Origin of the sequence: Parasphingorhabdus sp. (assembly GCF_036963805.1) — a bacterium.
Lineage (GTDB): Bacteria > Pseudomonadota > Alphaproteobacteria > Sphingomonadales > Sphingomonadaceae > Parasphingorhabdus.
On sequence record NZ_JBALUN010000003.1, the window covers coordinates 197329 to 209646 of the forward strand.

13 protein-coding genes are annotated in these 12318 nt (G+C 50.5%); 9 read left to right on the plus strand and 4 right to left on the minus strand.

The features are described 5' to 3' along the window. Nucleotides 1–3 precede the first annotated feature (3 nt). Nucleotides 4–555 (minus strand): hypothetical protein, encoded by a 552-nt coding sequence (locus V7676_RS10895; protein ID WP_335659735.1) that lies wholly within the window; start codon nucleotides 553–555, stop codon nucleotides 4–6. A gap of 251 nt (nucleotides 556–806) precedes the next feature. Here V7676_RS10895 and V7676_RS10900 point away from each other — a divergent pair, with 251 nt between their 5' ends. Together V7676_RS10900 and V7676_RS10905 are read left to right on the plus strand one after the other, a co-directional pair. Continuing rightward, nucleotides 807–1934, plus strand: a complete 1128-nt coding sequence (locus tag V7676_RS10900) for a sensor histidine kinase (protein ID WP_335659736.1) — start codon at nucleotides 807–809, stop codon at nucleotides 1932–1934. A 24-nt stretch (nucleotides 1935–1958) separates the two neighbouring features. Continuing rightward, nucleotides 1959–2738 carry a LytR/AlgR family response regulator transcription factor gene (locus V7676_RS10905; protein WP_335659737.1) on the plus strand — a complete coding sequence of 260 codons (780 nt, stop codon included), beginning with the start codon at nucleotides 1959–1961 and terminating at the stop codon, nucleotides 2736–2738. A 146-nt stretch (nucleotides 2739–2884) separates the two neighbouring features. Here the strand turns inward: V7676_RS10905 and V7676_RS10910 are convergent, their stop codons facing one another. Together V7676_RS10910 and thiS are read right to left on the minus strand one after the other, a co-directional pair. Then, entirely contained in the window at nucleotides 2885–3238 is a 354-nt protein-coding gene (locus V7676_RS10910; RefSeq protein ID WP_335659738.1) for a UrcA family protein, read from the minus strand. A gap of 346 nt (nucleotides 3239–3584) precedes the next feature. Next, complete coding sequence (gene thiS / locus V7676_RS10915; protein WP_335659739.1) at nucleotides 3585–4583, minus strand: sulfur carrier protein ThiS; 999 nt, start codon at nucleotides 4581–4583, stop codon at nucleotides 3585–3587. 98 nt (nucleotides 4584–4681) lie between these two features. Here thiS and aroQ point away from each other — a divergent pair, with 98 nt between their 5' ends. From aroQ to V7676_RS10950, 7 genes are all read left to right on the plus strand, one after another. Next, the gene (aroQ, locus tag V7676_RS10920) at nucleotides 4682–5149 is read left to right on the plus strand and encodes a type II 3-dehydroquinate dehydratase (protein ID WP_335659740.1); all 468 of its coding nucleotides are present in this window, start codon (nucleotides 4682–4684) and stop codon (nucleotides 5147–5149) included. 20 nt (nucleotides 5150–5169) lie between these two features. Beyond that, complete coding sequence (gene accB / locus V7676_RS10925; RefSeq protein ID WP_335659741.1) at nucleotides 5170–5649, plus strand: acetyl-CoA carboxylase biotin carboxyl carrier protein; 480 nt, start codon at nucleotides 5170–5172, stop codon at nucleotides 5647–5649. 14 nt (nucleotides 5650–5663) lie between these two features. Next, nucleotides 5664–7016: an acetyl-CoA carboxylase biotin carboxylase subunit gene (accC, locus tag V7676_RS10930; protein ID WP_335659742.1), complete on the plus strand. Its 1353-nt coding sequence runs from the start codon at nucleotides 5664–5666 to the stop codon at nucleotides 7014–7016. A 146-nt stretch (nucleotides 7017–7162) separates the two neighbouring features. Continuing rightward, nucleotides 7163–8083: an RcnB family protein gene (locus V7676_RS10935; RefSeq protein WP_335659743.1), complete on the plus strand. Its 921-nt coding sequence runs from the start codon at nucleotides 7163–7165 to the stop codon at nucleotides 8081–8083. 187 nt (nucleotides 8084–8270) lie between these two features. Beyond that, complete coding sequence (locus V7676_RS10940; RefSeq protein ID WP_335659744.1) at nucleotides 8271–8984, plus strand: prolyl hydroxylase family protein; 714 nt, start codon at nucleotides 8271–8273, stop codon at nucleotides 8982–8984. 118 nt (nucleotides 8985–9102) lie between these two features. Beyond that, nucleotides 9103–10938: a DUF885 domain-containing protein gene (locus tag V7676_RS10945; RefSeq protein WP_335659745.1), complete on the plus strand. Its 1836-nt coding sequence runs from the start codon at nucleotides 9103–9105 to the stop codon at nucleotides 10936–10938. A 437-nt stretch (nucleotides 10939–11375) separates the two neighbouring features. Beyond that, nucleotides 11376–11669: a hypothetical protein gene (locus V7676_RS10950; RefSeq protein ID WP_335659746.1), complete on the plus strand. Its 294-nt coding sequence runs from the start codon at nucleotides 11376–11378 to the stop codon at nucleotides 11667–11669. A 78-nt stretch (nucleotides 11670–11747) separates the two neighbouring features. On the opposite strand, the gene V7676_RS10955 is transcribed toward V7676_RS10950, so the two are convergent. Next, nucleotides 11748–12140 carry a hypothetical protein gene (locus V7676_RS10955; RefSeq protein WP_335659747.1) on the minus strand — a complete coding sequence of 131 codons (393 nt, stop codon included), beginning with the start codon at nucleotides 12138–12140 and terminating at the stop codon, nucleotides 11748–11750. Nucleotides 12141–12318 lie beyond the last annotated feature (178 nt).

Genomic DNA, 12318 nt, shown 5'->3' on the forward strand with positions numbered 1-12318 from the left:
GAGCTAGTTCGCAGCCTTACGCATATCCACCTTATCGACCCATTCCGGAAAGAAGCTCGGTTCACGCGTGGACCAGCCCGGTGCTGTTGCGGCGGCTTCGCTAATGGATTGCAGCAGACCTTTACGCGTCTTCGGATGGAGGTGCGGCAATGATGCAGCAGCACAGAAGCTGCCCGGCAACCATGGCCGCGCGTCAGGACCCAGCAAACGCTCATAAAGGAAGCGATAGGCAGGAAAACTGCTAATGCGTCCCTGCCCCAAATCATAGGCAGATAGCGAAATCAGCGACGGCATAAACGCTTCGATAGAACCAATCGCACAGTCATCTGGAATGGCTTTTCGTATTTCCGGTAAGCGTCTATAGAGTTTCATCTGAACCTTGATACCGGCTTCTTCAACAGCATCACGGGACCAGGTTTCTATCGCATCTACGCGATCAAGACCTACATCGAGCGAACGGCGAATATAGCGCTGCGCTGCCGAACCAAAGCTCGCAAATTCTTTCATTTCTGCCAGCGTCATTGCGCCTGGTATTGCTTGCATTTCTTTGGCCATTTTTACCCCTATTCTGGAACAACGGTCCTTCATTCTTGAGCCCCATTGAACCAAAACATGGTTAGCATTTAGTTAAGCAGGCAGAAATGACCGGGCAAGATGGCTTATGATCTTAAAATCGTGAGTAAATTAGGTGTGGACGAACAATAGTTTCGACCAACTGTAATCATGTTTCGACGGGGCACGATTCCGATAGAGACAATAGATAGCATTTCATCCTAAGCTGCATTGAATTGGAAATTAGGCACTTGATGAGAAAATTTGATATAGGAAATCACAAACCATCCGTGGGTCAACAGGTTGCTATCCTGTCGATTTTGGGATTCTGGTTATTTTTCGTGATCATCATCACACTGCGCGCAGCCGTCGGTGACTGGCCTGCACAAGGCGAAATGGCGGTTCGGCGCGTCATTGTGACGATCCTCGGCATTGGATTAACCTACCTATTATATTTGCTGCTCCGCCAATTTGAAAACAAAGCGCTCTCGACCCGAATTATAACAGCCTTTACCGGTGCAATTCCGTGCGCCATCGCGATAGCCGCGTTCAACTATTATGTTTTTAACATCTATAATCCCGAAAGCCTCATCGACGAAAAGAACCTTGAGGAAATGCGCAAATATATGGCGCAGGATAATTATGTTCTTAAAGTCATCGTAGAAGATAGCATTTCGCGCTTTTTCTTCATTATCAGCTGGGCATCGCTCTACCTGACGCTAAGCTATGCTGCCGAAGTGCGTGCAGTCGAGCGCAAGGCCGCACGCTTTGCCCAAGCGGCCCAGGATGCTGAACTGCGCAGCTTGCGTTATCAGGTCAATCCGCACTTCCTGTTCAACACGCTCAATAGCCTGAGCACCTTGGTGATGCGCAGCCAGCCGGAAGAAGCGGAGAAGATGATCCTCAACCTGTCGAAATTCTACCGCACCAGCCTGTCAGGAGATCCGTTAGAAGATGTGCCGCTTAGCGAAGAAGTACATTTGCAGAACCTCTATCTCGATATCGAAGCCGTGCGGTTCCCCAAACGCCTGAGAACAGAAACTCATATTCCCGACGATTTGATGGGCGTGCTGGTACCCGGCCTTATCCTTCAGCCATTGGTTGAAAATGCCATTAAACATGGCGTGGCCAACTCGAAACGTCCGGTAACGATCAGTATCACCGCCTCAACGGACGGAGATTATCTCAAACTGATTGTAGCGGATGACGGCGAAGCACGGCGGGCGGCTAAATCCAGCGATCTAAATAACGGCATTGGCCTCGCCAATGTACGCGACCGGCTAGAGACTAGATTTGGCGCGCAAGCTACGTTAAAGACATATCATCCAGAAACCGGTGGATTTGTTGCGGAATTGACCATACCCCTGTTAGCGGACATTTGAATATGGTTGACGATATGAGTGAATATGGTTGACGATATGAGGCCCATTTCAGCCCAGCTCAAGACGCTCATCGTCGATGATGAGCCTCTGGCGATTGAGCGCTTGCAGCTTTTATGCGCCCGGCAAGAGCATATTAATTTGGTGGGCACCGCGAGCGACGGCGAAGCTGCGATCCGTCTCACCGAACAATTGGAACCTGATCTGTTGCTACTAGACATCGCAATGCCGGGAATGGACGGTTTGGAAGTCGCCAAAAAGCTCTCCAGATTCCAAAAGGCACCAGCGATTATTTTTGTCACCGCATTCGATAAATTTGCGGTCGAGGCCTTTGGTGTTGCGGCAATCGACTATCTACTCAAGCCAGTGGAAACAGAGCGGCTATCTATTGCTGTCGCTCGCGTAAGAGAACGCTATTCCGAGCAACAAATAGCACCTGCAGAAGACTCCCCTTGGGCAGAAGAATTTTGGGTTCCTTATAGATCAGAATTACGTCGGATTGCTGCATCCGAGATTAACCGGATTGAGGCAGAGCGGGATTATATGCGGCTGCATGTGGCCGGAGATGCTGGGAATGATGCAAGCGGTACCAGCTATTTGCTGCATCAGACCATTACCGGACTGGAGGGCAGGCTCAATCCGGAGCAATTTATCCGTCTGCACCGCTCCCATCTCGTACGTCGCGATTGGATTGGTAGCCTCCGTCACGATGGCGGCGGGATCTGGATGGCTTGCCTAAAATGCGGGACAGAAATCCGTATTGGTCGCACCCACTTGGCAGAAGCCAAAAAACTGGCCGGGCGTTAGTCTCCCCGCCGACCCTGCTCAATAATATTATCGGCCTATTATCGAAGTCAGACAAAAATAAACCCCGGTGTAAGGGCACCGGGGTCACAAGGAGGTTTGGCCAAATATGGGCCGCTTATTTGGGGTTCGCGGCTCTTGGAATGATTTTAGTTGCGACCGATAACCATAGCGCTTTGGGAAGCTTCACCCGCTTTGACTTTGGCCATCAGCGATACTTTTGCGCGCTTTGCGGATAATCGCGCTTCTTCGACGCAGCCCCGATGATCGGCCGTGTCCCGAATATCTTTGGAATTATAGCTACCGCAAACCTGACGCACGGCGCCTTTGATCCGGCCATCCAAAGTCGCCTGTCCAGTGGCACTCGTCAAATCAAGGTCTGCATAGCTGATTTCAACTGACTTTGAGATACGGTTCTGTGCACTAGCGCTGGCTGCAAAACCGGTTGCGGTAACGGCTAAGGCGGCGGCAACAATAGCGTTGCTCCAAATTGAATTTTTCATATGTTCACTCCTCACTCTGTTTATGGGGCAAACCGGAAAATTGGGGGCCGGACTTGCCTTTATTATCCCTGCGCAATGCAAGGAGGGGTTATGAGTGCGGGAGCAGTTGGATTTCGACTGGCCCGGGGAAAAGCCTTAAGGCTTATGCTGTTGCTCCCGCCTCGTATTTTTAGATACGGCAAGGCAACGCAGCGAGCATCCCAAGTTCGATAAACAGCGATTTTAGTCGACAGGCAGCTCTAAGCTTCGACCAACAACAATAGCTTGTCGACCAAAGTAAAATTACGTAACTATTGTTACTATTCAGTTAGTTACAGATGACACCGAATCATGGTGTATCATGGAGCTAAATCAGCCCAGCGAGAGGACTCGATGGGTCTGCATACATGCGCCGACCCATCCGGCCAGACAGATATGCTTCCCGTCCAGCTTCCACAGCCAGCCTCATTGCACGGGCCATCCGCACGGGCTGCTTTGCCTCGGCAATCGCCGTATTCATCAGAACGCCGTCACAACCCAGTTCCATCGCGACGGCTGCGTCACTCGCAGTCCCGACACCGGCATCAACCAGTACCGGAACATTTGCCCCCTCAACGATCAACCGGATCGTAACCCGGTTCTGGATACCCAGCCCTGACCCGATTGGCGCGCCCAGCGGCATGATCGCGACAGCGCCGGCATCTTCCAGCTGTTTCGCTGCGATCGGATCGTCGACGCAATAGACCATCGGCTTGAAGCCTTCCTTGGCCAGCACCTCGGTTGCGGCTAAAGTCTCTCGCATATTAGGGTATAGAGTCTTGGCCTCACCGAGCACTTCCAGCTTCACCAGATCCCATCCGCCTGCTTCGCGGGCCAACCGCAACGTGCGGATCGCATCATCGGCGTTAAAACAACCGGCCGTATTAGGCAGATAGGTAATTTTCTTGGGATCAATATAGTCTGTCAGCATGGGTTGGTTGCGATCCATAACATTCACACGCCGAACCGCCACGGTAACAATCTCCGCACCTGCCGCTTCAACCGCAGCGGCATTTTCTTCAAAATCCTTATATTTCCCGGTTCCGACAATCAGACGCGATTTAAAATTACGACCAGCCACGCTCCAGCTATCATCCTCTGGGACTAGGTCTGCATGATCACCGCCACCAACAAAATGAACAATCTCCAGCACGTCACCATCTTCCACAGTGACATCAGCCAAGGTCGAGCGCGTTACGATCTCGCGATTTCGTTCCACTGCAACCTTCTTAGGCTCCAAATCAAGCGACCGTACCAGATCTGCAACGGACATACCGCCCATGATCCGCTTGCTATCGCCATTTAGCTGAATTGAAATTTCCGCCATTTCCAATGTTTCCATGTGTTTGATCTCGCTTTTCGGAATCGAGCCCTATAAAGAGGCCATATAAAGAGGTAAGCAGTGTCGCAACCAAAAGCTCAATAATGAGGGATATAATATTGGCAGAGGAAAACAGCGCAAAAAAGACCGTCTTTGTCCTAAACGGCCCGAACCTCAACCTGCTCGGAATGCGGGAGCCGGAAATTTATGGTTCTGACACGCTGGACGATATTGCCGGACGACTGGAGGATCAGGCGCATAAGCTGGATCTGGATATCGATATTCGCCAAAGTAATCATGAGGGCCATTTGATCGATTGGCTGCATGAAGCCTCAGCAGATGGCGCTTTAGGAGTGATCCTGAATGCCGGTGCGTTCACCCACACATCCATCGCACTATATGACGCGATCAAGGCAATAACGGTCCCCGTCATTGAGGTACATTTGTCCAATCCGGCAGCGCGCGAGGAATTTCGGCATAAAAGTCTGATTGCACCTGTTGCAAAAGGGACTATTTGCGGCTTTGGTGCTTTGGGTTATCAATTGGCGCTCGACGCCATTTCGCAATTTTAATTTCAGTATAGGAAACGGGTATGTCCGCAAAAAAAGACGCAGATGGCAATATGAATGTCGATATTGATATTATTCGGGAACTAGCCGGAATATTGGATGATGCGGGCTTGACAGAAATTGAAGTCGAAGATGGCGACCGCAAAATTCGCGTAGCACGCGGCGGTGGCGGCACATTTGCCCCCGTTCATACATTGGCTGCACCGGCCCCTGTTACCGCACCGGCAGCTTTAGCTGCTGAACCAGTTGCTGCCCCAGCAGATGATTATGCAGGCGCGCAGAAATCACCGATGGTTGGCACCGCCTATCTTGCAGCTGAACCGGATTCAGCCAATTTTATCAGCGTTGGTGATAAGGTTGCAGTCGGCGATACGATTTTGATCGTTGAAGCTATGAAAGTGATGAACCCGATTGTCTCAGAAACTGCTGGCACCGTGAAGGCCATATTGGTCGAAAATGGCCAGCCGATTGAATATGATCAACCGCTGGTTGTGATCGCGTAAACGGGGTTTAGCGTATGACCATCAAAAAAATCCTGATCGCGAACCGAGGCGAAATAGCGCTGCGTATATTGCGCGCTGCTCGCGAATTGGGCATCGAAACCGTTGCCGTACATAGTACGGCAGACGAAGACGCGATGCACGTGCGGCTGGCCCATGAAGCAATTTGCATCGGACCTCCGCCCGCGGTCGACAGCTACCTCAGCATACCGGCGATTATTTCCGCCGCAGAAATCAGCAATGCCGATGCCATCCATCCGGGCTATGGTTTCCTGTCGGAAAATGCCCATTTTGCTGAAGTTGTAGAAGCGCATGGAATTAAATGGATCGGTCCGAAACCGGAGCATATTAAGATCATGGGCGACAAGGTCGCGGCCAAGAAGACGGCCGGTGATCTGGGCATTCCATTGGTACCCGGTTCGGACGGTGCAGTCGAAGATCCCGTTCTTGCGAAGAAGATCGCAGCCGAAGTCGGCTATCCGGTAATTATCAAAGCGGCATCCGGCGGCGGCGGCCGAGGGATGAAAGTCGTCAATAATGAAGGCGAACTCGAAACCCAGATGAGTCAGGCACGTACCGAGGCCAAAGCAGCGTTCGGTGATGCAACAGTCTATATTGAAAAATATCTCGGCGATCCACGCCATATAGAATTTCAGGTCTTTGGCGATGGACGCGGAAACGCGATTCACTTGGGCGAACGCGATTGTTCCTTACAGCGGCGCCATCAGAAAGTGCTCGAAGAAGCGCCCTCACCCGTCATCAGTTCGGAACAGCGCGAACGCATGGGTAAAGTCTGCGTCGATGCGATGAAGGGCATGAGCTATCGGGGCGCAGGCACAATCGAGTTTCTATACGAGAATGATGAATTTTACTTTATAGAAATGAATACCCGCTTGCAGGTGGAACATCCGGTGACGGAAATGATCACAGGCTTTGATTTGGTCCGCGAACAAATTCGTATTGCCGATGGCCGGGATCTTTCCGTCAAACAGGAAGATCTGGAGTTTAAAGGGCACGCAATTGAATGCCGGATCAACGCAGAACATCCCAAGACATTCGCGCCCTCTCCGGGGAAAGTCGTCAGCTACCACCCTCCAGGCGGTATGCATGTTCGGGTTGATAGTGGGCTTTATGCCGGATATTCGATACCGCCTTATTATGACAGTATGATCGCCAAGCTGATCGTTTATGGTCGAACCCGAGACGGGTGCATGATGCGGTTAGCCCGCGCGCTTGATGAATTTGTCATTGAAGGGGTGGAAACCACCATCCCGCTGCATCAAAAGCTGGTTTATGATAAAGGTTTTCAGTCTGGCGAATATACGATTAAATGGCTGGAAGAATGGCTAGACAAGGATGAAGAAGCCTAGTTTCGTGTGATAATTACCCGTACTTCGTTCATATAACCCAATCCTTTCCTGAACATTACAACATAGTTCAGCTATGCGACAGGGTTAACAAGCTATGACTTGTTCCACAGATGCGGCAGATAGAGTCGCTATTGAGGAGTAAGCTTATGCGACTATTTTTTGTAACCGGGCTGATGGCAGCCACCATGCTGACGCCAGCAGCGGTATGGGCCGCAGATATTGCACCTAATATAAACAAAGCCGGTGGAGCTATGGCTGCTGACATTACAGGCAATGTTGCTCTGCAACGTGACGGCCGTTCGGAGCGCCGTGCCAATCGCGGGTCGGACAATCGCGATGCACGACGCGCAGCGCGTTCCGATAACCGGAATAATAGAGGCACAGCCGATGTGCAGACGCGCAGCAATCGCGCTGAAACACGGCAACCGCAACAACAGCGCTCAGCCGCTCGCCAACAAAATAATAATGTGAGCCGAGATACTTCGGATAGCCGCAGCCGCGCTGATGTTGGTCGTTCCAACCGGCAGGCCCGCCGAGATGTAGCTGAGCGAACCGAGCGCCGCGCAGACCGCCATTCCAACGCCCGGGGAGACCGTAATCAGGATGGCCGCGTTGACCGCCGCTATGATCGCAACCGCGACGGGCAGATTGATCGCCGGTACGACCGCAATAATAATGATCGCGTAGACCGCAGGGTAGACAGCAATCGTGACGGCCGGGTTGACCGCCGTTATCGCGAGGCTCGTCGCGATAGCAAACAGTGGAATCGCGGCTGGCGCAATGATCGCCGCTATAACTGGCAACAATATCGCCAATCCCACCGCAATTACTACCGCCCCGGCCGCTATTATTCGCCCTATCGGAGCCATAATTACCGGCGCTGGAATATCGGAATCTATTTGGGGTCTGCCTTTTATGGATCGCAATATTGGATAAGTGATCCTTGGCGCTATCGCTTGCCGCCCGCTGATGGAGGCTATCGCTGGGTCCGTTATTATGATGATGTCCTCTTGATTGACACTTACAACGGCCGCGTGGTTGATGTGATCTACGACTTCTTTTATTAAGCCCAACAACCGCGAAAGTCGTTTTTCGTCGACCAAGGCCCGTAATCAGCGATGATTGCGGGCCTTGTTCTATATTATCCTTGAATCAGCCCGCCGCCGGGCGCACACCGGATAAAATACCTAATGGGGAAGATTAAGATATGGCGCGGCAGCGTTTACAATTATGGGCAATTGACTGAGGTCCGACATGAGCACGTCTGTCACCAAAACCAAAGCAACACGCAACAATAGCCCGAAACGGCTGGCCGAAATTACCCGGTCCGTTACCGACAAGCTAAATGCCCATCCCCATGTCCAATGGCTGGAAAGCCCGCACGCGCAGTTATTTGTTTGTCAGAACTTTCTGACCGATAAGGATTGCAATCTGTTGATCGACATGATCGAAAAGGAATCCGTCCCGTCGAGCCTTTACAAGGGCACCGAGCAGGAAGGATATAGAACCAGCTATAGCTGCAATGTCAGCGCGCATGACAAAGATATCCAGCGGATCGAACAATCCATTTGCGACCTGATGGGACTGGAAAACTCCCATAGCGAAATCCTTCAGGGTCAGCGCTATGCTGTCGGCCAAGAGTTTAAAGACCACCATGATTTTTTTCACGAAACAGAAGATTACTGGACCAGAGTAGAGGCAAATAACGGCGGTCAACGTAGCTGGACGGTGATGGCCTATCTGAATGAACCTGAAAAAGGCGGTGCGACCGCTTTTCCGCAGCTCGACTATCAGGTCGAACCGCGCAAGGGCATGCTGCTCATATGGAATAATATGGGACTAGATGGCCGCCCCAATCTCAACACCTTACACGCCGGAACGCCGGTCGTCACCGGCACAAAATATATCATTACCAAATGGTTCCGCCTCAACCGGTGGAAGGGACGCTGGCATCAATCAGACGGCTGATGCATAAATTTCACTGACCAACAATCAATTTTCTTCGACCAACGACATTGCCGGTCGTTGCAGGTGAAACCAGTCCGTGTTAGCCATACACAACAGCTTCACCTATTTGGGGATTATCATGACAAATAAAACTCTCGTCCTGCTGGCCAGTGCCAGTCTGTTCGCTACCGCCTCTGTTGCCAATGCCAATAGCCTGTCGGCGAGCAGTACCGCTGCGGCGCAAGATGAAGCTGCCAAACCGACAATGACCGAAGGCGAGCGGATGAAGCAACTATTCGCGCAAAGCGATGAAGATAGCTTGCAACGCAACCCTATTGGCGCGCTTTTCCGGGGCGACGAGCGTTATGCCGACCGTTTTGGCGACTATATCAGCGATGAATATTTCGCCGCCGAACGGGCTGCCGAAGAAAAAGAACTGGCCGCGTTGATGACCATCGACCGCAACAAACTCGGCGTTACCGACAAAATTGCCTATGATGTGTTCCTGCGTGACAAAAAACAGGCAATTCAGGGCATGTCCAAAGAAATTATGGATCTAACTATTGTCCGCCCGCTCAACCATTTTAGTGGTTTCCACACATTCTACCCTACCTTTGCATCGGGCAAAGGTGCCGCGCCTTTCAAGACCGTTAAAAATTACGAAGATAATTTGAAACGCCATGCCGAATTTATCACGTTGATTAATCGCTCGGTTGGCCGTTTCCGGCAAGGCATGGACAGCGGCGTTGTCGAGACCAAATTGACCATTGGCAATGTGATTGAACAGCTCGCCACACAAATCGGCCTGGGCCTTGAGAAGAGCCCATTCATGGCACCGACGCAGGCTTTCCCGGAAGATTTTAGCGATGCGGACAAAAGCCGTCTGACCGCAGAATATGAAACCACAACGAAAAAGATTTTCGCGTCCTACCAAACCATGCATGATTTCCTGAAAAACGAATATCTGCCGGCTGCCCGCGAAGGCGTAGGCCTGTCCTATATGAAGGGCGGCGATGTCTTGTATAAGCATCTCATTGAGAACACTACGACCCTACCCCTAGAGGCCGATTATGTTCATAATCTCGGTCTCAGCGAAGTCACGCGGATCAAAACCGAGATGGAAGCGATCAAGAAGGAAGTCGGATTTAAAGGCAGCTTGTCCGAATTTTTCACCTATTTGCGCACCGATTCAAAATTTCATCCAGAGTCCCGTGAGGCGCTGACCAAAGGCTATTACGAACTTGGCAAAAAAGTAGACAAGCTTCTCGCCACACAATTCAAAGTGCTGCCTAAATCCCCGCTCGAAATCCGCCCCTATGATGAATCGATTGAGAAATTTCAGGCCGGCGGCTCTTATCAGAGCGGAACACCCGATGGCTCCCGCCCCGGTGTGTTCTATTTCAACGCTTACGACCTGCCGTCGCGCAACACATCCGGCATGACCACGCTTTATCTGCATGAAGGGGCACCAGGTCACCATTTCCAGATTTCACTGGCACAGGAAAATGAAGACCTGCCTAATTTTATGCGCTTTGGCGGTAACACCGCTTTTGTGGAAGGCTGGGCGCTCTATGCCGAAAAACTGGGTTACCCGATGAAGCTATATGATGATCCTTATCAGCGGTTCGGCCATCTTGATGACGAAATGCTCCGCGCCATGCGCCTCGTGGTCGATACAGGCCTGCACAGCAAAGGCTGGACCCGCGAACAGTCGATCCAATATATGCTCGACAATAGCAGCATGGGGGAAACCGATGCCACAGCCGAAGTAGAACGCTATATTGCGATCCCGTCTCAGGCCTTGGCTTATAAAATTGGTGCATTGACCATCCAACGGCTCAAGAAAAAAGCGCAGGAAACTTTAGGTGATAAATTCGATCCGCGCGAATTTCATGATCAAGTGCTCAACACCGGTGCATTGCCGATGACGGTATTAGAGAAGAAAATCGACGACTGGATTGCAACGCAAAGCTAACAATCGTCTTACAGACCAATATTGATAACATGATCGCCTTTATAGTCGCAGCACGTTGTTTGCGTGCTCGATTATAGGGGCGGAATCGAATTTCAATATAACATCGGGAATCCCAGGTCGGGCCGCACCCGACATTCATGGTAAAATCTCGGTGGGCATATTACCCATATTAACTATTGGGCGATTCAACTCGTCCGGCGTTAAGGGCAGAACATCTGTCTTCGCTAACGTAGCGATACCAAAAAGCAGTAAGGGAATATTCCGTTCTGAACCAGCTTGGAACTGGCTTTTTGTAATTTTCAATGGCTCAAAACGGACTAAAAAAGGGAAGAGGTGAAAACCGGTTGTTAACACTTTCTTAACTTTTTAGTTTAATAAAGGTTAACGAAATCAAAGCGAGTGGGGCATACTTAATTTGATCTGGTCTGCGATAAAAAATGACGTTTGCTTACTCCTCCGAAGCGACCTTATCCGAAACGGAACGTTATGTTCTGGGATCGCTTAACCAGTCGTGGCCGTCGCCAGCGACGATGACCCCCGCTGTCCTTCAGACACGGCATGGGGAGAGTGATTCCGCGCATTTTGTCAACATTGTTCAAACATTAAGCGACAATGGAATGATCTTATATGAAGCGTTCCTGACCAGCAAATCCTCTGGTCCGCGCTTTCTCGACACGATGATTACTGCACGCGGCAAGGCTGCGTTGCAATCTTCGGACATTACGCCTTAAACTGGGTGATCTCGAAATTCTGATACGTTAGATCAGTTAAAAATACGCCAATTGATTTAACCAGATCAATTAACAATCTCAGCTGTGGACGACGGCAGCGGCCAGTGCCGTAATATGTTTTAATATGCCCAGTTCCTGATCGTTCAGGTCTCTGGTTTCATCACCGGCACAAGCGACCATACCGACAGTACCGCCATCACCATTGCGCATCGGTATGGAGACATACAGTTCGAGTTGCTGTGTCATTGCATTGCGCGGACTGCCCAATTGCTTAATATCGATATCCGGATGGTTTGTAGCCCAAAGCTTGTCACATGACACCGCCATATGTGCAATATTATCACCATTATCAGCCGCATCATCACTGTTTTTATCATAGACTGTGATTGTCGCGACAGGCGTCGCCAACAGGCGCGCTGCCAAATTGGCAAGCAGGCTCAACTCTTGTTTAACTAAATTACTACTCTTCATATTCGTTCTAGAGCCTTTGATATCAAAAGCAGTTTACAAATATCTTCCTAAATATTTGGTTAACCATCCTACGAGCTTTACCCAGAATCATATAACTAACCAAATGCCTTGTTGTATCATACAGTAAAGCTATTGATAAATATGGTTTTTTAAGATCATTTCTTTTTGTTCATCCTAC